The 24371-nt window shown below is 61.9% G+C and carries 18 protein-coding genes; 4 read left to right on the top strand and 14 right to left on the bottom strand.

Annotated features, from left to right (window positions below; all coding sequences use genetic code 11):
* Nucleotides 1–80: 80 nt before the first annotated feature.
* Both ABIA96_RS08795 and ABIA96_RS08790 read left to right on the top strand, forming a co-directional pair.
* A complete protein-coding gene (locus tag ABIA96_RS08795) occupies nucleotides 81–362 on the top strand; it encodes a hypothetical protein (RefSeq protein ID WP_354136651.1) in 282 nt (93 codons plus the stop codon).
* Nucleotides 363–603: 241 nt separating this feature from the next.
* Complete coding sequence (locus ABIA96_RS08790; RefSeq protein ID WP_354136650.1) at nucleotides 604–1602, top strand: acyl-CoA desaturase; 999 nt, start codon at nucleotides 604–606, stop codon at nucleotides 1600–1602.
* An 89-nt stretch (nucleotides 1603–1691) separates the two neighbouring features.
* Here the strand turns inward: ABIA96_RS08790 and ABIA96_RS08785 are convergent, their stop codons facing one another.
* The 12 genes from ABIA96_RS08785 to ABIA96_RS08730 all read right to left on the bottom strand — a co-directional run bounded on the left by ABIA96_RS08785 (nucleotide 1692) and on the right by ABIA96_RS08730 (nucleotide 14223).
* A complete protein-coding gene (locus tag ABIA96_RS08785) occupies nucleotides 1692–2477 on the bottom strand; it encodes a transglycosylase SLT domain-containing protein (protein ID WP_354136649.1) in 786 nt (261 codons plus the stop codon).
* 31 nt (nucleotides 2478–2508) lie between these two features.
* On the bottom strand, nucleotides 2509–3573 hold the full coding sequence (locus ABIA96_RS08780) for a hypothetical protein (RefSeq protein ID WP_354136648.1): 1065 nt from the start codon (nucleotides 3571–3573) through the stop codon (nucleotides 2509–2511).
* Between the two features lie 135 nt (nucleotides 3574–3708).
* Nucleotides 3709–4224 (bottom strand): ParB N-terminal domain-containing protein, encoded by a 516-nt coding sequence (locus ABIA96_RS08775; protein WP_354136647.1) that lies wholly within the window; start codon nucleotides 4222–4224, stop codon nucleotides 3709–3711.
* A 340-nt stretch (nucleotides 4225–4564) separates the two neighbouring features.
* A complete protein-coding gene (locus tag ABIA96_RS08770) occupies nucleotides 4565–4822 on the bottom strand; it encodes a hypothetical protein (RefSeq protein WP_354136646.1) in 258 nt (85 codons plus the stop codon).
* Nucleotides 4823–5058: 236 nt separating this feature from the next.
* The gene (locus ABIA96_RS08765) at nucleotides 5059–5475 is read right to left on the bottom strand and encodes a hypothetical protein (protein WP_354136645.1); all 417 of its coding nucleotides are present in this window, start codon (nucleotides 5473–5475) and stop codon (nucleotides 5059–5061) included.
* 803 nt (nucleotides 5476–6278) lie between these two features.
* Complete coding sequence (locus tag ABIA96_RS08760; protein ID WP_354136644.1) at nucleotides 6279–7808, bottom strand: TniQ family protein; 1530 nt, start codon at nucleotides 7806–7808, stop codon at nucleotides 6279–6281.
* Entirely contained in the window at nucleotides 7805–8848 is a 1044-nt protein-coding gene (locus ABIA96_RS08755) for a TniB family NTP-binding protein (protein ID WP_354136643.1), read from the bottom strand. Before ABIA96_RS08755 ends, ABIA96_RS08760 begins: the two co-directional genes overlap by 4 nt.
* A 94-nt stretch (nucleotides 8849–8942) precedes the next feature.
* Nucleotides 8943–9143 carry a hypothetical protein gene (locus tag ABIA96_RS08750; RefSeq protein ID WP_354136642.1) on the bottom strand — a complete coding sequence of 67 codons (201 nt, stop codon included), beginning with the start codon at nucleotides 9141–9143 and terminating at the stop codon, nucleotides 8943–8945.
* A gap of 50 nt (nucleotides 9144–9193) precedes the next feature.
* On the bottom strand, nucleotides 9194–11368 hold the full coding sequence (locus ABIA96_RS08745) for a TnsB C-terminal domain-containing protein (RefSeq protein ID WP_354136641.1): 2175 nt from the start codon (nucleotides 11366–11368) through the stop codon (nucleotides 9194–9196).
* On the bottom strand, nucleotides 11365–11964 hold the full coding sequence (locus tag ABIA96_RS08740) for a hypothetical protein (protein ID WP_354136640.1): 600 nt from the start codon (nucleotides 11962–11964) through the stop codon (nucleotides 11365–11367). The genes ABIA96_RS08745 and ABIA96_RS08740 overlap by 4 nt, the downstream gene beginning before the upstream one ends.
* A 745-nt stretch (nucleotides 11965–12709) precedes the next feature.
* Nucleotides 12710–13312: a hypothetical protein gene (locus ABIA96_RS08735; RefSeq protein ID WP_354136639.1), complete on the bottom strand. Its 603-nt coding sequence runs from the start codon at nucleotides 13310–13312 to the stop codon at nucleotides 12710–12712.
* A 644-nt stretch (nucleotides 13313–13956) separates the two neighbouring features.
* A complete protein-coding gene (locus ABIA96_RS08730) occupies nucleotides 13957–14223 on the bottom strand; it encodes a hypothetical protein (protein WP_354136638.1) in 267 nt (88 codons plus the stop codon).
* Between the two features lie 420 nt (nucleotides 14224–14643).
* Between ABIA96_RS08730 and ABIA96_RS08725 the strand changes: the two genes are divergently transcribed.
* Complete coding sequence (locus ABIA96_RS08725; protein ID WP_354136637.1) at nucleotides 14644–18039, top strand: TM0106 family RecB-like putative nuclease; 3396 nt, start codon at nucleotides 14644–14646, stop codon at nucleotides 18037–18039.
* A gap of 629 nt (nucleotides 18040–18668) precedes the next feature.
* Here ABIA96_RS08725 and ABIA96_RS08720 read toward each other — a convergent pair.
* Complete coding sequence (locus ABIA96_RS08720) at nucleotides 18669–20297, bottom strand: AMP-binding protein (RefSeq protein WP_354136636.1); 1629 nt, start codon at nucleotides 20295–20297, stop codon at nucleotides 18669–18671.
* A 129-nt stretch (nucleotides 20298–20426) separates the two neighbouring features.
* The gene (locus ABIA96_RS08715; RefSeq protein WP_354136635.1) at nucleotides 20427–20921 is read right to left on the bottom strand and encodes a MarR family winged helix-turn-helix transcriptional regulator; all 495 of its coding nucleotides are present in this window, start codon (nucleotides 20919–20921) and stop codon (nucleotides 20427–20429) included.
* Nucleotides 20922–21018: 97 nt separating this feature from the next.
* Between ABIA96_RS08715 and ABIA96_RS08710 the strand changes: the two genes are divergently transcribed.
* The gene (locus ABIA96_RS08710; protein WP_354136634.1) at nucleotides 21019–24366 is read left to right on the top strand and encodes an acetyl-CoA carboxylase family protein; all 3348 of its coding nucleotides are present in this window, start codon (nucleotides 21019–21021) and stop codon (nucleotides 24364–24366) included.
* Nucleotides 24367–24371: the final 5 nt, after the last annotated feature.

Raw genomic sequence — 24371 nt, 5'->3', positions numbered from 1 at the left:
CGCCCAAAAAGTTCAGGGGCGCGAATTCGCTTGCCTTGTTTTGTGTCCTTGAGCACTCTTCCCGGGAAGGAGATCAACGCATGAAGATCAAGACTGTCGCGTGTGCGCTCGGAACGGCCGTGGTGCTGTGTAGCCTTGCGGCGTCGGGTGCTGAAGCCAGGGCGCGGAGGGCGGTCGTCGTTCGCGCACCACAAGAGAGGCTCAACGTCACGGCGCCGGTGCTCAGGCCCACGCCGTGGGATTACAATGTTGTTCCGCGCTATCGTTATCGCCCCGAGGACGACCGCGTCGATCCCTACGGCCCGCCGATCGTGCCGTCATATGTTCGTTACGAGGGATGGCGCTGGCCGTATTGGTGGTAGAGGCCGACAATTCGGTGGTCTCGTAGGGTGGGCAAAGCGGAGCGTGCCCACCATTTTTGGCTGTGGAACTGGCGCGTGGGCACGGCGCTCTGCGTCTTTGCCCACCCTACGGCACCTGCGTTTGATGCACTATTTGCCGTAAACCTGTGTTCCCGCTCCGCGCTTCCCCGGCCTTGCCTGACATTCCCCCCGTCTGTACCTTACGTTGCAGAAGCGACGATTTTCTAAAAATGGATCGGGAATGACCGTAATTGAAGGCGTGGCGCCGGAAGAAGCTGCGGCCCCGAAGATGCCGCCTGGCGTGCTGGTCGAAGGCCCGGTGGTCGACGCAAAATTTCGTGATTCCTACATCTCGTTCGCCATGATGATCGCGGGCTCGATCGCGGCGCTGGTCTGGGCCTTCACGCAAGGCATCGGCCGGGTGGAGATTTCGGTCTTCGCCGGCATGTTCATGCTGACCACGATGGGGATCGGCTTCATGCATCGCTACTTCGTGCACCGGAGTTATCGGGCCGGCCCGGTGATGCGGACGATCCTCGCTGCGATCGCGACGATGGCGGTGCAGGGCTCGATCCTGAAATGGGTGAGCAACCACCGGCGGCACCACCTGCATTCCGACAAGCCCGGCGACGTTCACAGCCCCTATTATGATGGCTTCGGCAACAGCATTGAAGGCTTCGCCAAGGGGATGGGGCACGCGCAAGGCGGCTGGGTGTGGGACAAGGCCACCACCGATTCCGAATACTACGCCCGGGATATTCTGGCCGACCCGATCGCGATGTTCTTCACGAGGACTCGCTGGTACTGGTACGCGCTGTCGGCGCTGATCATTCCGGGTGCCATCGGCTACGCCTTTGGCGGCGTGCACACGATGATCGGCTGCGTGTTGTTCTCCGGCCTGCTCCGCAGCTACCTCATGACCATGGCGACCTCGCTGGTCAACTCGGTCTGCCACAGCGACGGCCGCTGGGGCTATCGCCGCTACCAGCTCGATGACGGCACGACCAACGAGCTGGTGACCACGATCCTCACCTTCGGTGAAGGGCTGCACAACAACCATCACCGCTTCCCGCGCGACGCTTATCTCTCGCATGCCTGGTACGAGATCGACATCAATGGCCTGATCATTTTGGGGCTCGGGAAGCTCGGGCTGGTGCACGATATCTTTTCGGCGGCAAGCCGGACCCGCAATTCGGACGGCGGAAAAGGTTCGATGCCGGATACGGAAGCGACGGCCTGAAGCTGGTAGGATGGGTAGAGCGGAGGCGAAACCAATCAACAGCCGTCGCGGAATGATGGGTTTCGCAAGAGCTCTACCCTTCCTACGCGTTAATTGTCGTCATCCGCCGCAAGCCGCAGAAACTGCCGCTTCATCGTGTTGACCTTCGCTACATATGCCGCGACCGGGTGATCGCCGCAGCGCTCGCCCGCGATCATCTGAAACTTGCGGCGCGCATAGGCCGTGGCCGGACCTGCGCCGCAGAGATGGATGAAGGCGGCGAGATCCTGCTTTTGCTCGCGGCTCGCCTTCACATCGCCCGCAAGGTTGAGAACCAGGGCCACATTGCGGTCCAGATACACCGAGGCCAGCTCGATGGCATGGCTCGGGATCGCGCGGGTGTAGAGGAAGGTCGACCCGCATCCGCTATCTGTGACAGCGTTGCCTCGGACGCAGAACGGCGCGGCCTCGCTGAGGGCCGGATCGGTCATCTGGTAGAGGCCGACGGCGCTGGAGGCAGGCCGGTAGATCGCCAGCGGATTGAAACTCCACCGCCAGCGCCAATAGGTGCGCGCCACCGGATTGCCTGAACTCTCGACCTGCGCAAGTGCTGCCAGCAATTCGGGCGTGATCGTCGCGGTGGAATAAGTGCGGAAGAGGGCGCCGTATTGTTGCCAGGTCTCGGCCGGCTCCTTGTCGAGGGTGTTGCCGGCGAAGACGAACAGCTCGGTTGGCTTGCGGATGATGTGATAGGCGATGTTCACCAGCACGACGATCGCGAGCAACACCGCCATGCTGCCCACGATCCGAACCATCCGCGGTGCTCGCGCGAACGTCTTTCGTGCCCGCCGGACGCTACGAAGGCGGGGGAGGAGGCGCTTGCGTTTGCTTGGCATGGGTCTTGGGGGGAGCGTGACTTCTGCCAGCTCACCAATACGGATCGGCGTAAGGGTCCTCCATATAGGGCGGGGGCATCCAGGGTCCTCGCGGCGGCGGCCTCGGCCGCCGAGGTGCGGCCGCTTGCACGTGCGGCCGAGCAGGTGCAGTCGTGTTGTTGTTCATCACGCTCCGGACGGCGGGTTTGGCGGGTGCAGATGAGGATGAAGCCGTCAGTTGCGTTTGCAGCGCCTGGACCTGCGCGGCGAGGCGCGCATTGTCCGTCGCATCCTTCTCCTGCGCCGCCTTGAGCTGTTGAATGGTGTCAGCCTGCTCGCGGAGCGTCTGCTCGCTGCGGCTTTTCAGTTGCTCGAGTTTTCCGTTGATGCTCGCCAACTCGCTGGTGATGGTCTTGAGCGATTGCGCGAGATCGGACGGCGATCGGTCAGGCGCCGTGGCGCCGGTTCCTGGCGCATCAGCGGCTCTTGGAGCGTCGGCTTTTGGAGCTACTTCCGTTTCCTTGCCGGGCGACGGCGCGGGCACTGGCGTTGACTCATCGGCAGCAGCCAGCTGCACGGCCGGCGGTTGGGCCGGACTTTCGACCGCGGACGCTGGTGGCGGCTGACTGGCGGCGGGTGGCGCCCATCGGGCCATGATCGATTTGCTGAAAGACTTGGCCTCGTCGCGATATTGCGAAGCGAAGGCGGCACCGAGAAGGCCGATCGCCAGCACGAGGATAACCAAAGCGCGCAGCATAGGCCGGTCTCCCTTCAGGCCTTGAGCCCGAACCTTGCTATCAGGCGGCGGCGCCTTGTCCCCGGGAGTCTTGTCTTCGGGAGCCTTGCCCTCGGGAGCCTTGCCCTCGGTAGTCTCAGCCGTCTTCGCACCGACACTTGCCTGCGAGACCCGCGGGCTATCGTTGCCGTGTTCCATGCCGGAAACCAGCCGGTCCAGCCGGGCAAGGTCTTGCTCTGCGCTCTTGATCTGGTTAAAGGCCCGCGCCAGCCCACCATCGGCGGGGACCTCATCCGGCTTGAGGGCATCAGGCTTGGCGGCATCAGGCTTGCCGCTATCAGATTTGGGGTCGTCCGCTTCAGGCACCGAGGCACGCTCCATCCAGTCGGGCGCTAATGGGAGTGCGGCAGTCCGATCGCAGGAAGGATAGGCCTCACCGTTGTCCAACACAACGCGCGTGCGAAGGAGAAATTGTGGCGGCCTCGGTGCACAGTCACCGGAATTTGGAGCCGGCAATCAATAGCGGCCGCCGCTGCCCTTTTGCTGCGTGATCCAGTCCGACAATGTTTTCGGTGTCGATTTCGCAGTCCGGCCCGGTGATGCCTTCGGATTGTCTCGGCCGCCTGTCGTCGATCGGGTGCGCGGCGCTTCCGTTGCGCTGACGCGCTTCAATGTAGCCGTCGATGCCTCCGCGGCTTCCTTCTCCAGGCGCAACTGTTTCAATCGCGCCATCTTGATGCGCTCCGCCGCGACTTCGGGGCGTTCGGCGAGCTGCGGCTTGGGTTGAGCAAGCTCGGCCGGGACCAGGACACCGATAATGGTTGTCTCGCCGAGCGCCTTGCAGGCTTCGAGCCGATGCAGTCCCTCGACCAGAACGATGTGGTCTCCGTCGCGCCGGACGGAAATGGGGGTCTGTTGTCCGATGTCCAGCATGCTTTCCGCGATCTCCCTGACGGTCTCGGGCTTGATGGCCTTCTTCTGCTTCGTGGGAACGAAGATCTTCTCGATCGGGAAACTTTCCGGTTTGGGCATAACTCGACTCCGCTTCTACCGGGCCCGTCGGAACTCATGCCGGTGGTGGTCGGAGTTTGGGAGGGAAGGGGGCGAGCGCAAAGGCAGTTTCGGCGGTGGGGCATTGATGAGCAATGAAGTCGGAACCAAACTGCGATTATGGCCGCACGATTCCGGTGACAGCTCGTAGGATGGGTAGAGCGAAAGTGAAACCCACCAAAGCTTCCTCCGCGCGGAAACATGATGGGTTTCGCGAGTGCTCAACCCATCCTACGGGCTTAGACAGGCTTGACTTGAGTGTACGGTCACCGAGGTTTCGTTCGCGCGTCATTCTACACGCGAAGCTCAGCTTGGGGCGGCGTTAGCCGCGCCGTTCCAGGCAGGCGCGGACCTTGTCTGCCTGCCGGCCGGGCACGGCGTGGGCGCGCCACTGCTCGCGGGTGGCGCCCGCTGCGGCCAGGCACCGGTTGATGTTGCGCTCATAGGTGTCTTGGGACATGCGATCGCGCTTGGCTTGGCAGGCAGCGTTGCCGCCACACTCGTAGAGGGGAGCAGCCTTAGCCATCGATACGCTCAGCGACAAAAACATCACGACGAAACCCGTTATCAGCTTTTTCATCTATCCCCCAAGAGGTGCGAATCGGCTTGCTCTAATGATCAAACGTCTAGCGTGTTGAATTGCCGTCTGCAATCCTAGGGGGCGCGGAGTTACGTTGACAGTGAATTTAACTTCACCGCCAATTAAGCTCGTAGGATGGGTAGAGCGAAAGCGAAACCCATCAAAGCTTCCTCCGCGCGGAAACAGGATGGGTTTCGCAAGGGCCCAACCCATCCTACGAGCTGATAAGCCAAACTTCATTGTGTTATTTTGATTTTGCGCAACGGTAAGCGTTGCCAAACGATGCTCTTGAGTTCGTCAAATTTGACGAACGTAAATTGCTGTAGATCTCGATCAAATAGCAGCAACGCGTGTTCGCCCGATCGAACGAGAATCAGATTTCGAACGTTGCCGCCCGAGAATTCAAAGCGGGCAGGCGTGGCTCCGTTCAGGAAAAGTCTTGTGTCATCAAATCCCCGCGCAAACACAAAGCAAACAACGAAAAGAGCGAATAGCAACGGGACGATCGGAAACAACTTCCGGTTTGTAGCAACAATATCAGTCCGAATACCCCAATGGTGATAGGTGCGCCGGATCTCTCGAAAAAGCCATAGGCCAAAAAGAACGCGCCGATGGAAAGATTCAGTAGCTTCGAGAAATATTTTCGTACCCATTTTCCCTTGTCTGGAAGAGTTGGTTTCTGATCGCCGTGTAGGTAGTCGTAAGCAACAACGCCAATGATCGCAATTCCGACCGTTAGTATGGATAGGGGAGATTTTGTAGAGCCCACAGGAGATGGTCTGTGATGCTGAACAGGCTAAAAGCAACGGTCCCCAACGGATAGAACGACCCAAGTTCGTATACTATCGCTAGGCCGCTGGCGAGCGCGGGGACCAGCAGAAGATAGTCCTTTGTTTCGAGCTTAAAGGACAGGTTGGTCTGTTTGGTTTCCTCAGTGTTCATCATTGGTCCGTCTGATTGTCCGAGGTAGACGCGATTGCTGGGGTTCCATCATCTTCGGCGAGGTTGCTAGGGTCACCGACGGACTGAGAGATAAAATGGTCATCCTGCTCTAGAGGAGTACGCTGTCGTGTAGTGCGCCTAGAAGTTGCAGAAGCTCCTAAAAGAAAGCCGCTCGGTATGGGAGCGGCTTTCGTCGTCTTAACGAGTTGGACGGCTGTTATTCGTGATACGCACCCTGTAAGACTCATATCGAGCGCGAAAAAGCTCAACGATTCCGGCGCATCGCACCCCATAGGATCTCCCGATCCACTCTATAAGTCCGGGGAACGCGCCGTTTGCACCCCATAACAACGTAAGCGGCGGCCGGTCACGCTCGCGACGGTTGATGCGCGCAGCGCGTTGAATCGTCATAGCCAAGTGCGCGGCAGCAATTGTGTGTTGTATTTGCAAAAGGTCGTTCGTCCGCGCTGGCAGCGGTGCGGTCTACAGCAAAGGCTGACGGCAGTCTCGAAGACTACACGGACCTGGAAAGCGCCGGCGTTTCGCGGACGCGTGTGGCCTTGTAGCGCGCTACGTCGTCCACTCGAACGAACGCGTTCCGTAGGCGTGGCTCGACTTCGATCATCGCGACTATGGAAATATCCCGACGTTTGACCGCTTCAAAAAGCAGTACGGTGTCAATCTTGAAGGCTTGCGGGACATCGGCCAGAGCGACGGTTGCGGGCGGAGCTACATTCGCGACCGGCGCATCTCCCAGCAGATCGTTGAGCCAATCGATGATCTGCCGTTTCCGGAAGAGATAGCGGTAACGTGCTGCGCCGCCCACCCAATAGGGTAACATGCCGCTCCTGACGAGCTTAATCATAGCAATACGTCTCAAGCCCAAGTAGGTCTCGAGAGACGTCAAGGAAAATGCCTCGGCAATATCCCGAGCGATCCGTTCCGCGACGTCGCGCCCTACGGACACCGGAGCCCCCTTGAGCTTCTCGGGCCTTATGAGGCCTTCGAACGACAACAGCAATCGCATTGTCTGGGTGCGCACTTTGGCGAGCTGCGAGGCTTCCGACAGCGTGAGGTTCCGCTCCCCCGAGTTGTCCTCGGGAGGCAAAAGACCTCCGAACGCACGACGGGTCACCTGGATCCGTTCCTTTGAGTGGCGAGAAATCGCTGCGGCCATGCGCGGATATAGGCGAACGCCGCCAGTGTTTATGAACCAACTGTAGAACCAGCCGTACAGGTGCTTCAGGGGGCGATAAGGCCCGGGGGCGGATAGGAGATATCCATCGAAGGCGCGCTGAAGCACGTCTTGGATGCCACCTGCCGCGAGAAGCTCGTACCCCCGGGCTCGCACCTCCATGACGGTCGCCGGATCCGACATCTTTGGATAAGTGGGCTGGTAACCATGTACATGCAGCACGCCCACGCGTTTGATGAGCTCGGCGGCATGACCAAGCGGCGCGTCATCGATGAGTTCGACGATTTGCCTCTCTTGTCCAATATACCGATCGATGGCCCAGCGGTCGGGTGCGGTCAGCCGCGCGTCGACCGGCGCATTCAGCGATATCCGTATGTCTCCGCCGTCGCATTCGCGACACTTGAACGGGGAACCGTCCTGCCAAGACAGTTTTCCTCCACAGGTGCACTCGTCGACGAGCAAGCATTCGTGCCACGGACACGTGGACACGAACGACCAATCCCACCAGGCTCGATGATAAGGCGCTTCTTTGACGCAACTTGGACAGGCTCGGCGGACGCTGAGAGGCGTGAAATCGGCGCTAGGCCGCATCGTATGGCCGCCGACTATGGCCCGGGCGTTGTTCCGCCGTATGATCGCATTCGCGTCTAAGACCGTGGGATCGCAGTGCAAAAGCGCGGCGAGCTTGTCCAGATCGCGCCCATCCATGATCTTACTAATGCTCAATCCTGTCAAAAGACGGAGCTCAAGCATTCCCGGCAAACCGTTGCGTTCCGCGAGCCGAAGCATGCACCCGTGTGGAGGTTCGAACCGCTCGGGAGAAATCCATCGGGGAAGCAAATACATCATTCCCTCGCGCCGAACTGGTGCCTGCTCTCTTGCCGCGCAGCGTGCCTTCCGCGACGTTTCTGCGCCTGCAGTGCACGCATCCGCAGGGCCTTCTGGACGGCGGCGGGATAATCGGCGGCCTCGTCGCGGCTCATGAGAAAGATGTTCTCCGCATCGGCGACGCCCTTCTTGACGCGCAGGAACGCCTTCAACGTCGGCATGTCGATGCAGGGCGCACCGACCGAGAGGGCATACCCCGTCACTTGCTGGACGAAGCGCGCGATACGGCCTGCAAAGCCGTCCCTCAGCAGCGCGATTCGGTAGATGACATCATCGTCGGCGAGGCAGGAGGGCTGGTCAAACGGAAGCTGCTCGTTGAGAGCGGTCATGAACATCCGCAGGTCCGATCCCGCAGCGAGGTCAAGCGGGAAGGGCGCGACGGTGAACCTGTCCCTTTCGCTTTCCCGGACCTGCGGATTGGCGTCGGCGATTTCCATCATATGCGGCAGGCCGGTGCAGACCACACCGGTGCGACCGCATTTGGCGATGTTCTTGAAGACATCGCCGGCGTCATAAGCTCCGTCCGGATTCCGGAACTCGGATATGTGGTGGCATTCGTCGAAGATGATAACGCGCGTCTGCTGCTCGTGCAGTTGCTTAACGAGTATTTGAAGCAGATACTTCTCGGTGCTCATCCTGGCGGGGATCTTGGTGAGGTTCATGAGAGTGAACAGGACCGCCTCGAAGAGCGCCTTGTATTTTGCTTTCTTCGGTACCTGGACCTTGATGATCGGCCGGAGCCACCCGGACGGCGTCCTTATCTCAAGCGCCCAGAGGGCGGAATTGTCCGCGAGCGGACTGACCTCGTATCCCTCACGGCCGGCGTAGAGCTTCACGTGCTCTGCGTGCTTTTCGAGCATGAACTCGTCGAGCGCGGTGGTCTTTCCTGCGCGGGTTTCGCCTTGAATGAAGCTGATCTCGCCTTCAGGGGCTTCGCGCCAAGAATCCCACAAGTCGCCGACCAGCGACATCGCACCCGTCAAGGCGGGCGTGAGCAGCACGAGCTGACCCACGTGCTGGCGTCGTTCGGATAGCGACAGCTCGCTCCAGCGTTTCGTCATTCGGGTCGGCCCGTCGGCACAAGGAGATGGCGCTTCATCCCTCGATCTCGCGATGCGTCACCAGCCGCGGGTATTCGACGGCGTGCACCTTGAACCAGAAGTCGCGGATCGGGTTGAAGACATAGATCCGGTCGGGGACGAGGAGCTCCATCCTGATGTCGAGGGACTTCCCCGGATGCATGATGTTGCGCAGCATCTGCACGTTCTCGGAGTTATAGCCCCTGCCATCGATCACGATGCCTCGTTTCGTGAGGACGCGCTTAATATTCACTTCGTGTCCTTTGGTCATATTTCTTCTTTCTGAGTTAGAGGGCGACGGCGCAACGAAAGCGGCTTCGGAACGAGCGGCGGCAAACTCTCGGGCGCAGTCGCCGCGCTCGAGGCAACGCGTCCCTCGGGCGGAAACAGCGACTCGAGGAAGGGATTGGGCAGAACCCGTTCTCGATGGGGGCCGCGCGCATCGGGCGGGGCGGCTTTCGGCGCGGCGTCCGTGATCACGTGGCTGGTTAGCGGGCGCTCGCTCTCGTCGGCGTCCTCGCGCGACTGGTAGACGTGCTCGGCGGGCTTGCGCCCCTCGGTGACGAAGCGCGCGACTTTCCTGCTCACTGCCTTCTCCTTCGGTGCGCTCTCCTCTACGATTTCGAACATTCGCTGGCGGGCGAAAGCCATCTTCAGGCTGCGCTCCTCATCGTTGACGTCGAGATCGTTGAGGGTCTTCTTGACTTGCTCGTATTGGTAGAGCGTCTGCTGCTCAATCTCCGTCTCGCCGAGAAAGTCGCCTTCGATCCATTCGTTGCTTTCCTCGTCGAGCACGAAAGCGGTCTTCAGTTCTAGAGGATCGATGCGGATCATCACGCTGGCGCCGGCCCCGACGCGGGCCATGAGCGCGGAGAACGCGTTCGAATTCCAGCGGAGCTTATTGTACCTAACGCCTGCGCGCGTGAGCGAGCGCCTAACGACCAGGCCGGTCATCGGCGCGAGGAGCTCGGGACGGGGGGCGGGCGTCTGACCGCCTTCTTCGAGCCCGCGGAGATACCTGACGGCCGGCGGCTCGCCAGTCATCGAGTGCTTGTTCTGGTTGTAGACGTCGACGACCCAGATAGCGACAATCTTCTTGAGCGCCGAGAGGGTCAGCCGTGCCTTGCCCTCCGAGTCGTAGTCTCCCCGATCGATGGGGTTCGAGCGGGTGGTACCGGGCAGCAGATGCGTCAGCTTCCGTGTCGTCGTCTTGAACCAAGACTCCACCTTGCCTTTCAGGTCGCCGCGCCGAACGGGCAAGTCTCGCGCCTGTATGTTCAGGACCGCGCAGGTTGCGCTCATGGATGCCGAGCGGAATTCGCGTCCGTTGTCGCTCCAGAAGCGCATGGGCACCCCGTACACGGGCCAGTCGAACTGAAAGTCTTCACCGAGCGCCTTCAGAAACTCCTCCTTCGGCATCACGGCCACTCGCAGCGCCGCCATCACGCTGACCCAGCTCGGGGGCGCAAATCCGATCTCGTAACCGACGATGATACGACTAAACCTGTCGATGATCGCGGTGAGGTAAGGCTTGGGGAGCAGTGCGCCGGTGCGGTCGTCGCGCAAGATCACGTCCATCGGCGTGTGGTCGACCTCCCAGTCGGAGCTGGAGAAGTCGCCTTGCGGGCCGACGCCGAGATTGCGAAAGAGGTTGTTGGCCTTGTATTTGCCAAACCGGTTGGCGACTAGAGCGAAATGCGAACGCTGGGCGAGAGCGCGCCCGATCGCGTTCTTTCCCAAGACGTCCTTTGTGTTGTAATGTCGGTGTTTGATCCCGGAAGGCACGAGACCTTCCGTCTTCCAGCGGATGAGGATGCGATCGTGGGCTTCCTGCCACGCGGCGGCTTCGGAGCCGCGGATATCGGCGTTGTAGAATATGTCAATGGCGCGGTTGATCTCATCGCGCTCCCAGCCTTCCAACCGGTCGGTCCGGTTGCCCTTCTTGCTGTGGAAGTCGACGAGAGCCCTGATGTCGCGGCCAGAGGAGATCCACGCGTCAAACCAGCCGAGGACCCGCCGCGTCTTCGGCAGATCGTCCTCCGGAAACGGGTCCGTGGTGAGATCGGAATTTCCGTTGACGCTCTTGATCAGCTCTCCAAGTTTGGCAAGCTTTTGGAGGTACAGCCCCCCGAGTTCGTCGAACGCCTTCACGAAGGGCCGCTTCTTGAAGGCCGATTCAACCTCCTGCTTGGTGAAGGATCCTAAATCCCGGGTGAGCGCTTCACGGGTGTTCGCGTCAAGCGCGAGGTAGACGCCTTCCGAGACAATCTTCATCTCTCGCATCAACTTGCGCACGGTTTCCGGAGTATACCGGAGGGGCCTCGCGACCTTGTCCGTCGGCTCGTTCGGGGCAAAGTGCCAATACCCTTCCACGAAGCCGTCGACGACATAACGATGGCCGTGGATCCGCAGTAGGCTGCCCTGATAGAAGCGTATCATCATGCGCGCGCTCCGTTGGGGCTGGCGAAAGTCTTCACCATGGTCGAGGACAGCGAGTACCGCGTCCGCCGATCGATGCGCAGATGGCCGAGGCGCTCGAGGCGGACGGCCAGACCCAGAGCGTGAATCGGGTGGACCGGAGGGATGAGTTGGGCGAACTGCTCGATCGTCAGCTCGTCGGGCGCCGCCGCGAGCGCAGACAGGCCCACAACGATCAGCTCACGCGGAACGAGGTGCGGCGCGTTGTGGCGGTGGCAGATGCTGGCGTTGTACAGCCTCGGCTCGACCCGGATCTCGTCTTCGGTCAGCAGCATGAAGTCGCAATCGCGCCGCGCGCACGCGCTCTCAATGGCATTGACGCGGCTACGCGCGAGCGCAGCCTTGGCCGGATCTCGGTGGTAGAGCCAGGAGAGACACTTGACCTCGACGAGGAGGTCGCGGCCGTCCTTTACGATGAGAAAGTCCGGGGTCCAGCGCCGGATCCGGCCGGCGACATCGAGTGTCAACTGGAACGGCTGCGCGATGACGTCCCGAAAACCGCCGTCGTTGTCGATGATCACGAGGGCGTCGAGCTCGAGCAGGCTCTCGCCGTCGACCATCTTTCCGTTCAGACGCGTCATCGGGACGGCGCCAACGAATTGATTGCGGCGACCGGTCCTGACTTGCCGGGCCGCGGCCCCTTTGATGAGGGGATGCTTCTTGCGGTGCCAGCGGCTGTCCGGATTGTAACGGCGGCGGCGCTTCGGCTTAGCTGCGGTCTTACCGCGCCTGGCGCGACCTTTCATCGAGCGAGTAGACAAGAATTCTCCTCCGCACCCCAAGGGCACGCGTTCTCGGGCGGCGCTTCAAACGCCACTTGCAAACCGCTGGAGTTTCGGAGAGAATCCTACCGTTGGTCGGTAAACTCTTCCATTCGAGACAACGCGATCGGAGAACGGGATCTGACTGCTGATCAGTCCCGTTTTCCGTCGCTAACCTAAGCCGAGCTCGTCATAGGGCCTCCTTACGCATCGTCTCTGAGGATGACTCCGAAGGCGCATAGCGGCCAGCTGAATTTCAAAAAGCGCTGTCGGGTGAATCGCTTAGCAAATATTCGGCTTGATTTTTTCGCCACTCCTGAGTCAGGGCTAGATAAGTCTGTTCAAGATCTCCGATCTGAATCGCGTTGCGAGGCCGCGGGTATTGAACCAATCGATATCGACGATCGCCGCATCGGCGGCATTTTCGGGCGCCTTGCATCGCGAGAGCATTTCGGAAAAATCTCCTTGATTTGCAAAATCTGTTGACGGATCTCCCGCTGCCTTCTGCTTGGTACCTCTGGATAATAAAAACGTGATCAGTGACTCACCCGCCGCCGGGAGGCGGGCCGTACCAAAGCCGGCTGGCGGTCGCCACAGCGGCGCAAGTGCGGATTCTGACGATGCTGCCGGTGTGAACCGCGCACGAGGCGAGTTCGTCGATCTCGATCACGTCGGCGCATGCCAACGAGAAGACTGCGTGCTCGGACCTGCGCGCCATCCCGACGGTCGACACCAAGTCGTCGATGCGTGAGGGTCCTCCGTCGGTCAGAGCCTGCACGATCTGATAGCGCAGACCGCTCGAAACGCGGCGATCGCGGCACGCCCAGATCAGGCGGTCGTTTGAATTGGCAGGCTCCCGATAGAGATCGGCAAGCGTGATGATCATCGGACGAATGGGCCAGGCGTGTGCCGCATCCGGTACAGGATGCCCGTCATCGCCCAAGCCGTACGCGAAGCGTCCGTCATCGCGCACGAGTACGGCCAAGGCCCCTGAGGGAGCGGGATCGGCGAGCTTTTCGATTGAGCGCACTATGGGATCGATGGTGGCCCTGATCAGGGCGTCGCGTGCGACGGCACTGTCTATCAGTATTGGTCCAGACGTCTTGGCGGACGTGAAGAATTCAGATGTTCCATTGAAACGCGGCATGGAGCGCTCCTAGAATTCGATCGAATAGACCGCGAGAGCGGCTGCTGCGGCGCGGTCGCCAGACGGCCGAGTTCGACCGGCTCGGCGCATGGCCCTTGACATTGCACGCGTCGCCCAACCTGGGTCCGGCCCTTAGGCGAAGAGGGCTAGGATTGCGGCCGACGCCTGGGTGAGTCCTGTCAAAGGCGCGAGCACACCCAGATAGCGCCGCGTCGGGGTGGGCGCATGGGCCCGCTGACAATCAAAGCGCAGGATCTGGATATGGATGGCGTACGGTACGCGCCGCTTTCTGTGCGACCAGATCTGGCGATCGTTCGAGTATCTCGGCTCGGACCGCATTTCCTCTTCCGTTGACATCAGTGTTGGCAATGGCTCGCCACCTCCGAGTTGCTTTACGGCCGAAGAGAGCGCGTCGCCCCTCAGTCCAAACGCCAACCGGCCATCGTCCCTTGCGACGATCTCTAGTCTCGGCGAATAGCGGGATATTGCGCGGGGAAAACTATCGATTGACCGTGCCGTTGGGTCGAGTGTCGCCCGGAGCAGCGCATCCCGGAATAGATCGGCATCGACCGGAATCGGCCAGATGGTCTTTGCCGAAGTGTCTATATGGTTCCGCGGAAAAGATCCTAACATGAGGCCTCGGCTCAAAAGTTGACCAGATCTGCACTCCGCGCCGCCTGCGCGGCGCGTTCGACGATCGCCCAGACTGACTGAAGCCGGTCGTGAGCCTCGATCCGGCAGCCGCCGATCCGCGCGGGCGTACCGGTCAACGGATTGGCGGCCTCAATGATATCGATTGAATAATCCGAAATGCGCGCCAGGTTAGCGATGTTGGAAATGCGTAACGTTCCGATGTCTCTGCGAAGGGGTACGAAGCCGGAGGGTACCAGCGTCACGGTTACGATCAGCACGCGAGAACTCCTTTTTCTGGGGTGTAGTTCATTTGAGGTCTAAAGGACGGCGTGCTTCGATCAGGCGCCGCTGGCAGGTTGTCATCGCCTCGGGTAGCTCTTTCACAGCGAATTTCCAGAACGAACTCGAAATCGAGATTGCGCTCGGTCGCGCCCGCAGCTCTAATCCAAGTTGCCACCTCTGCGATCCACCAGTCGCACGCCATCGTCATCGTGGAAGACACGGATCGCAAGGCATCTCGCGAGCCGTCGCTTAAGAGCCGTCGCCTAAAGTGCCGTCGCTTAAGAGACCTTGCACTGCGCGAGCGCAGGCAAGAGTTTGTAGGCTGGACAGAACGGCGCGGACGTACAAAATCCTCGAATTACGTCGGCCCTATGACACAGCATCGGCGTGTTCTGACGTGAGGCTTTGGGGGTGTAATGCAGAAGATTGGAACGACGATCAACCTCAGCGCTGCCGATCTTGTGGGGCACCTGAACTGCCGGTACCTCACGGAGCTCGACCTGAAGTTCGCTAACGGCGAACTAGCAAAGCCAAAGATTTGGGACCCGGTTCTCGAAACGCTTGCTGAGCGCGGTGCGCAGCATGAGCAAGGCTTCATCGAACATATCAAGGCCGCTGGTTTCGCGGTCACGGTCGTCGACGGGGTCGGCAGCGATGTGCCGGCCTTGACAGCGACCCGGCAAGCCATGAAGCGGGGCGATGCGGTCATCGTCCAAGGCGCGCTCCAGGCCGGCAGGTGGAATGGACGTGCGGACATCTTACGACGAGTGGAGACTCCGAGCCGGTTCGGATTCTGGTCCTACCAAGTGATGGATACGAAGCTGACTCGGGAAACGAAGGGCAATACGATTCTTCAGATATCTCTTTATTCTGAACTGCTCTCGGAGATTCAGGGGGCAGACGCCGTTTCGGCCTATGTCGTGACGCCTGGCTCGAACTACGTCCCTGAAGAATACCGGATTGCTGATTACGCGGCCTACTATCGACACGTAAGGAGCAGCCTCGAGCGAGCGGTGGATACCCCGACCGCCGTCAGCACCTATCCCGAGCCGATCGAACATTGCGATATATGCAGATGGCGCAAGCATTGCGACGGCAAGAGAAGAGCGGACGACCACATGTCCCTCGTCGCTGGCATCAGTAAGTCTCAGATCGGCGAATTAGAAAGACGCGGGGTCGCGACGGTGGCTGCGCTCGCCGAGCTGCCCGTACCGCTCCAGTGGAGGCCAGATCGTGGCGCCGCCCGGAGCTACGAAAGGATCCGCGAACAGGCGAGAATCCAGGTTGAGGGCCGGATTGCGGGCACGGTCCTTTACGAATCCTTGCCCTCCGAGGCAGGCTTGGGGCTGTGTCGTCTTCCCGAACCATCGGGAGGCGACATTTTCTTTGACTACGAGGGCGATCCCTGGGTCGGCGACGGCGGGCTCGAGTTTCTGACCGGTTATGTATGCTCCGATGCGGACGGGACGCGGCGGTACGTCGGTGATTGGGCGTCCACGAGGCAAGAGGAGAGGGCAGCTTTCGAGCGCTTCATCGACTTCGTCATCGAACGTCTGAAGACATTTCCGGATCTGCACATCTATCACTTCGCACCCTATGAAATTACCGCGTTGAAGCGATTGATGGGTCGATACGCCACGCGCGAGAACGAACTGGACAACCTTCTGCGGGCGGAAACTTTCGTTGATCTCTATTCAGTCGTTCGGCACGCTATCCGTGCGAGCGTCGAAAGCTATTCGATCAAGAAGCTCGAACCGCTCTATTCCTTCGCGCGCAGCGTTCCTTTGGACGAAGTTGCAGCCGTGCTTGCCAGGGCCCAGGCATGCTTGGAGATGGCCGACTCGGGCGGAGTTCAGGAGTCGGATAAGAACGCCATCAAGGGCTACAATCGAGACGACTGCGCTTCGACGGAGGGTTTACGGGCTTGGTTGGAGGCGCTGCGGGCTGATCTCATCGAGAAGGGCGCGGCCATCGATCGCCCGACCGTCGCGACTGCGGAGCTTAGTCCGGAGCTCGACGCTTGGCATCGGAAGGTGGCCGCACTCGCAGCGCGCCTCGTGGAAGGCGTTCCCGACAATGCGACCGAGCGCACAGCGGAGCAGCAGGCGCGATGGCTTTTCGCCTCCTTGGTCGACTGGCACGGACGCGAGAAGAAAGCCGTCTGGTGGGAGTTCTTCAGGCTTAGAGATCTTTCGGCCGACGATCTTCTGGGCGAGCGCGACGGCCTCGCCGACCTGGAATTCGTGGAACAGGTTGGAGGCACGACGAAGGCGCCTGTTCACCGCTATAGGTTCGGCCTGCAGGACACAGACATTCGCCCGGGCGACAATCTCAGGACGCTTGGTGGCGAGAAATTCGGTAGCGCGGTGGCCCTATCGCTCGATGAGCGGACCATATACGTCAAGAAGCGCAAAGATTCGGCTGAGATCCACCCCGAGGCGGTTTTCGCCCACACCTACATCGACACCCAGGTGCTCGCGGATTCCCTGGTACGGATTGGAGAGTTCATTGCAGACAACGGGCTGGAAGGTGAGGGCGCATACCGCGCAGCTCGCGACCTCATTTTGGCGGTCGCGCCGCGCCTTCGAGGGCAGGAGTTACAGAGAGCGGGCGAGGCAACTCTGGCAGGGGCCGTGCGCGTGGCGCTCAATCTCGATGAGAGTGTCTTTCCCGTGCAAGGTCCTCCCGGCTCTGGGAAGACCTTCACGGGGGCCCGCATGATTTGCGCGCTCGCGAAGGAAGGAAAGACCATCGGCGTCACTGCTAACAGCCACAAGGTCATTCGCAATCTTCTCGATGAGGTGGTCGCTGCCGCCGCAGCAGAGGAGCAGCCCATTCAGTGCATCCAGAAGGTTTCCGACAAGGAGGACGATCTACCGAGTCTCAACTTCACCACAAGCAACGGCGAATTTCTCGATGCACTTGGCATCGCTGGCCAAGTCGGAGGTGCAACCGCGTGGTTCTGGGCGCGACCCGACGCCTCGCAATGCGTGGACGTCCTTTTCATTGACGAAGCGGCCCAGATGTCCCTTGCAAACGTGCTTGCCGTGTCGCAGGCCGCGGACAGCGTCGTTCTTCTCGGTGACCCCCGTCAAGTGGGGCAGCCTATTCAGGGCAGCCATCCGGACGGAGCCGACGTTTCGGCGCTAGACCACGTCCTCGGGCCCCACGCGACCGTTCCACCTGACCGCGGTCTATTCTTGCCCGAGACTTGGCGCCTGCATCCGACCATCTGCGCTTTCAACTCGGAGCTCTTCTATGAAGGCCGGCTCTTTTCGCGCCCCGGTTTGGAGAACCAGAAAGTAAAATCGAAAGGTAGGCTAAACGGAGCGGGGCTCCGCTACCTGGCGGTCGAGCACTCCGGTAATCAGAGCTCTTCGCGGGAAGAGGCCGATGCGGTTCGCGATCTGGTTATAGAAGTTCTGAGAGTGGGGGCGACCTGGGTGGATCGGAACGGCGTCGAGGCCGCTATTGGATTGAAGGACATTCTCGTCATCGCTCCCTACAACGCACAGGTCTTTGAGCTTCAGGAGCGTATTCCGGGCGCGCGCGTCGGTACCGTCGACAAGTTTCAAGGGCAGGAGGCGCCGATCGTCATCTACTCCATGACGACTTCAAGCCACGCCGATGCGCCGCGTGGCATGGAATTCCTTTACAGCTCGAACCGCCTGAATGTGGCGACGTCGCGGGCAAGGTGCCTGTGCGTGATCGTCGCATCACCACGATTGTTCGAAGCGGAATGTCGGACGCCAAGACAGATGCAGCTTGCCAATGCCTTCTGCAGATACGTCGAGTTGGCGAGCCCTCTGTGATTGGGGCTCATTCGCCGACGGTCGATCCGCCAACCTCACGAGCGCCGAGTTCGCCGAACAGCAGAGCACACCCGTGCATGGCGGATTTTTGGGACCGTGAGTGTGAATCTGGACGACTGGAACTCAGGCGATCGATGCTGCGGCTGGCACGCAGAAAACCTTACTGCGATCCTTGGCGCGACCGCGGCTTCAGAAGGCGGGCAAGAAGCCGCGCAAGGCGGAGGCCGGCCAGAAGGAAATGCCGATGCCGATCCAGGGAGGGCGCCAAATTCTAGAGTAGGAAGCGTTCGATCCGGAGACGCCCGACTTGGGCGGCGCCTCGGACAGCCAATAGACGGCGACGAACCGCGGCAACCGGCGCCCCGAAGAACACGTCTCTCGTCGGCAAAAAGGCGTCTCTGAGAGCCTTTAGGAGCGTACCCGGGTGCGCGATTGCCTCCAGCTTCGCGGCGCAGCGCAAACGGCGGTGCCGCTGGATGCTTCCGGGTAGGGCGACCGAGCACCTTTGACGACTTAGCTTCCCATCGCTTCCGAACGCGACGCGATCGAGGCAATCAGATGAGCGGGGCGCGCGATAAGGTGGGAGACGGAGCTGTGCTAAGGCCTGACCCGAGGCCCGCGCGTTTCGTCTAACGCGACGAGCGCACCGGCTCGCTCTTGATAACAATGCCTGCAGCGTCGCGGTCGAAGGTGTCCGACGTAATTCCGTCTTTGCGCAACAAATACTTTTCGACCTTGTTGGTCGGCGTCTTCGGCAGATCCTCGAGGACGCGGATGTAGCGCGGGACCATGAAATGGGCCATTCGCGGCTTGAGAAAGTGGATGAGCTCCGCGGGGTCCAGCGTTTGTCCCTCCGCAAGCGAGACGGCGACCATCACGTCGTCCTCGCCATGCTCGCTCGGCACGGAGACGGCGGCAGCCTCCCGAATGGCGGGGTGCGCGGCGACTTCGAGCTCGACTTCAAACGAGGAAATGTTCTCGCCGCGCCGGCGGATCGCGTCCTTGAACCGATCGACGAAGAAGAAATTGTTGTCCTGGTCGACGCGGAAGGCGTCACCGGTGTGAAACCAGCCGTTGCGCCAGGCGAGCGCGGTCGCTTCGGGCGCCTTGTTGTATCCGTGGTTCATGGCCCAGGGCGCGTCGGTGCGGAGGATCAGTTCCCCGATCTCGCCCGGCGCAACCTCGCAGTCGTGGGCGTCGACGAGACGCGCCTCGACGCCGGCCCGCGGCTTGCCGCAGGCCGCCGCGACGGTCGGGTTGGGGGCGGTCGACAGCGGGCAGGAGACCTCCGACATGTTGAACAGCGTGTGCGTCGTGACGCCGTAGCGCTTGCCGAAGGCAATGCCTTCCTCGCTCAGCGGAATGACGGTGACGTGCTTGAGCGGGCTGTTCTTCTCATCGCCATTGTTGGTCCGCTTCATCAGGAAGCTCGCCATGACGCCGAGCAGGATCACCATCGTGGTCCCGGTCTTCGCGACCGTTGACCAGAACGTTCCGGTGTCGAAGCGATCGACCATGGCGATCGCGCCCCCGTTGATCAGCATGGCATAGCTCGGTCCCGTGCCGCCGACATGAAACAGGGGAAGGTTCACCATGAAGGTGTCGCTGGCTCCGAGATAGGGGCTTCCATCCCGGTCCGCCGAGATGCCGCGCCCGGTAGCGTAGAGATGGGCGTAGGACGACAGCACGCCTTTCGAGGGGCCGGTCGTGCCGGAGGTGTAGATGATCGACTGCGTGTCCCACGGCGCGATCGGACGCTCGAGCGGTGGCGCATCGTCGGTCGTCGATTCGAGGGCGCTCGATGGCAGCACGTCGAGTCCGGCGACGGGGCCCGGTTCACCCCCGATCACGACGACCTTGCGCAGCTCGCCCGTGTCGATGTCGGCAAGCCGCGGCAGCAGGCTCGCATGGACGACGGCGACGCTCGCGCCAGCGTTGTTCACGAGGTGCTGAAGAATGCCGCCGCGATAAGCGGTGTTGATCGGAACGTACACGGCACCGATCATGTTGATGCCGAACCAGGCGAGCAGGCATTCGCAGCCGTTCGGAAGCCAGACCATGACGGTGTCGCCCTGCTTCACGCCCAGCAGCTGCAGCGCGTTGCCGGTCCGTCTCGCCAGATGCAGCAGATCGCCGTATGTCAAGCGGCTGCCGTCGTCGAAGGTCGCATAGACCTGATCGGGGGTCTCTCGTGCCCAGCGCTCGACCAGGTAACGGAGGACGCACTCCTCGGCGGCGGGAACCTTGTGGCTCGTCATCGAAACCTCCCTGCTGGTCTCCGTCGCGGCCGGACGCCGGAGGCGTGCCGGGCGACTTGAATGGCCCCGGTCGTTTGGAATTGCCGGGGCTTCCTTCAGTCCCGCGCCGGTGGGCGCGGCCGTTCAATTTCAGTCCAGCCCGATTGCGCGCAACCCCCGCACGATGCGGGCCAACGTTTCGATGCAATCGGTCATCTCCGTCGCCGACACGCCCTTGGTCCCTTGCCGGAAGAAATCCAGCGAGCGCCGGTGCAAATCCTTCCAGGCCTCGATGCCGTCTTGTGTAAGGCGCACAATTCTCTTTCGGCGATCGTCCTCGGCCTCGATGCGCTCCACCAGGCCTTTCTTTTCCAGTCCCTTCAGTACGGCATCGAGATTCTGGCGGCTCACGCCGAGATAGGCATAGAGTTCGGAGAACAGCATGCCCTCGGGGTCGCGGTACAGCGCGCCCAGCGTCGCACCCGTCCCGGCCGAGAAGCCCAGCTCGCGCACGGCCTGGGTCTCGTAGATGTTGGCGGCCTGAAACAGCCTGAAGAAAAGCTTGTTGTTGAGATGGTCCCGCGAGGAATTGCCGGCCGGCAGGTCGCGGCCGGTTCTCGTCGCAGTCTTGATGGCTGACGGCATCGCGCGGCGTTCTCCAACTGTGTAATGATATTGACATAATATTGGCTTGTCCATAGCCTTTGGCGCGGCTGAAGCCCGCGAGCTGGGAAGGATCGACATGCCGTTTCGAAAGGTGCTCATCGCCAACCGCGGGGAAATCGCGCTGCGCATCGCGCGGGCGGCGTTTGAGCTCGATATCCCGGTCGTCGCCATGTTTCCTGCAGATGACGCGGGCTCCGCCCATGCGCGGATGGGCGGCGAGAGGCGCGAATTGCCCGGAGTTGGTGCTGCAGCCTATCTCGATATCGCGGCGATCGTCGATGCGGCGCGGCAGACCGGTTGTGACGCAGTGCACCCCGGATATGGATTCCTCTCGGAGAACCCGGATTTCGCGCGGGCCGTGGCCGCGGCCGGCATGACGTTCATAGGACCGGCCGCGGCGACGCTCGAGCTGTTCGGCGACAAGTCGGAAGCGCGGCGGCATGCGCGCGGCACCGGCGTACCCGTGCTGGAGGGATCGGCGGGGCCGGTATCGGAGGCCGAAGCCGCAGCGTTTCTCGACAAGCTCGGTCGCGGCGGAGCGATCATGGTCAAGGCCGTCGCCGGGGGAGGCGGCCGCGGCATGCGCGTCGTGTCGTCGCCGGCGGAGCTTTCCGGCGCCTGGGAGCGTTGCCGGTCCGAGGCCCTGGCCGCGTTTGGCGCCGATGCGCTTTACGTCGAACGCTACCTACCGAATGCGCGTCATCTCGAGGTGCAGATTGTTGGCGATGGGCAGGATGTCGTCCACTTCGGCGAGCGCGAATGCACCATCCAGCGGCGTCACCAGAAGGTGGTTGAGATGGCGCCCAGCCGGAGTCTGGCGCCAGAGATTCGTGAGGCGCTTTGCGGGGCAGCGGTCCGCATGGCCGGCGCGGCGGCCTATCGAGGCCTCGGGACCTTCGAGTTCCTGATGCCCGCGGAAGGCGGCGAGTTCGTCTTCATCGAGGCCAATCCGCGCTTGCAGGTGGAGCACACGGTGACCGAGGAGATCTACGGGATCGACCTGGTCAAGACCCAGATCAGGGTCGCTTCAGGCCTGCGGCTGCGCGACATCGGTCTCGGCAGTATCCCCGTTGCGCGCGGCGGCGCAATCCAGTTCCGCGTCAACATGGAGCGGATGACGGCCGACGGCGGCGCGCGGCCGACCGGCGGCGTGCTGACCGGCTTCACTTTGCCGGGTGGTCCGGGCATCCGCGTCGATACGTTCGGCTATGTCGGCTATCGCACCAGCCCCCGATACGATTCATTGCTTGCGAAGGTGATCGCCTATTCGCCGGAAGGCATGGTCGACGCGATCCGGCGCGGGCGGCGGGCGCTCGAAGAGTTTCGCATCGACGGCGTCGAGACCAACATTCCCGTCTTGAGGGCGCTCACGGAGAACGGTGATTTTCTGGCCGATCGCGTGTCGACGAAATTCCTGGAGCAGCACCTCGAAAGTATCCTCGCGGCTGCGGCCCATTTGACCAGCAAGGATGAGCCGCCGGCCAACCGCTACAGGGACGTCCGTGCCGTCGATCCGCTCGGCGTCTTCGATGCCAAGGCGGCTATCGCCCCGCCGCAGTCGAGCGCGGGACGTACACGACAGGCCGTCCACGTTCCGGAAGGACTTGTCGCGGTGCCGGCGCCGCTGCAGGGAACGATCGTTGCCTGCAATGTGGCAAGGGGCGACCGGGTGCGTGCGGGACAGCAGGTGCTCGCGATCGAGTCGATGAAGATGGAGCACGTCGTCGCGGCACCGGTGGCGGGCGTCGTCGAGGACATTCTGGTCGTGGCCGGCGACACGATCTTCGAAGGCGAGGCCTTACTGCACATCAGCCCTTCCGATGACGCCGGTGCCGGTGTCGAGGAGGCCGAGGCGATCGACCTCGACCAGATCAGGGGAGATCTGGCCGAAGCGATGGCGCGCCGCGCGGAACGGCTCGACGAAGGCCGTCCCGATGCCGTCGCGCGCCGCCGCAAGACCAACCAGCGCACCGCGCGCGAGAATGTCGCAGACCTCTGCGATCCCGACTCGTTCCTCGAGTATGGTGGCCTCGCGATCGCGGCGCAGCGCCAGCGGCGTTCGCTGGAGGAGCTGCGCCGCATGAGTCCGGCCGATGGCCTGATCACAGGCGTCGGTGCCGTCAACGGCGAGCTGTTCGGAGACGAGCAGTCCCGCTGCGCGGTCATGGCCTATGACTACACGGTGTTCGCCGGCACGCAGGGCGTCGTCAATCACAAGAAGAAGGACCGGCTGCTGACGCTTGCCGACCGATGGGCGCTCCCGGTGGTGCTGTTTGCGGAAGGTGGCGGCGGACGGCCCGGTGACGAATGGCCAACGCCAGCGGGGCTCGAGACCACGACGTTTTCGAAGATCGGCGCCCTCAACGGCAAGGTGCCGCTGGTGGGCGTGGTCTCGGGACGATGCTTTGCGGGCAACGCTGCGTTGCTGGGCAGCTGCGACGTCATCATTGCAGACCGGACGTCGAACATCGGCATGGGTGGGCCGGCGATGATCGAGGGCGGCGGTCTCGGTGTGTTCCGCCCCGAGGACATCGGCCCGGTCGAGGTGCAGGCGCCGAACGGCGTGATCGACGTGCTGGTCGAGGACGAGGCGGAGGGCGTCGCCGCCGCCCGTAAATATCTCGGCTATTTCCAAGGGCGGGTTTGCGACTGGTCATGTGCCGACCAGCGCCTGCTGCGCCACGCCGTCCCGGAGAACCGGCTCCGCGCCTACGACGTGCGGCCGATCATAGCGACGCTTGCCGATGCAGGCTCCGTGCTAGAACTGCGTCCGTCCTTCGGGCGTGGCATGATCACGGCGCTCGCGCGCATCGAAGGCATGCCCGTCGGTCTGATCGCAAACGATTCACGTCATCTCGGCGGCGCAATCGACGCCGACGGCGGCGACAAGGCGGCGCGCTTCATCCAGCTCTGCGACGGCTTTGGCATTCCCATCGTCTCGCTTTGCGACACGCCGGGCATGATGGTGGGGCCGGAAGTCGAGAAGACCGCCCAGGTGCGACACGTCTCGCGGGTGTTCGTAGCTGCGTCGCGGGCAACGGTGCCGTATTTCACGGTGGTGCTGCGCAAGGCCTATGGGCTCGGCGCGCTGGCGATGGCCGGCGGATCGAGCCAGATGTCGTTCTTCATGGTGGCGTGGCCGAGCGCCGAGTTCGGCGCCATGGGCCTCGAAGGCGCGGTGAAGCTCGCCTACCGGAAGGAACTCGCGGCGATCGAGGACCCTGCTGCCCGAAAAGCCTGGTTCGACCAGATGGTCGCCAAATCCTACGAGGAGAACAAGGCGCTGAGCGGCGCGACCTTCCTCGAGGTCGACGACGTCATCGATCCCTGCGAGACCCGGCGCTGGATCGTCCGTGGGCTCAAGGCCTCGATGCAGCCGGGCCGCTTCAGCGAAAGGCGAACGACGCGCGTCGACTTGTGGTGAGCGCG

Origin of the sequence: Bradyrhizobium sp. LB11.1, assembly GCF_040549385.1 — a bacterium.
In the GTDB taxonomy this organism is placed as follows: Bacteria; Pseudomonadota; Alphaproteobacteria; order Rhizobiales; family Xanthobacteraceae; genus Bradyrhizobium.
The sequence above is the reverse complement of the archived record's forward strand: the minus strand, read 5'-3'. Positions and strand labels throughout refer to the sequence as shown.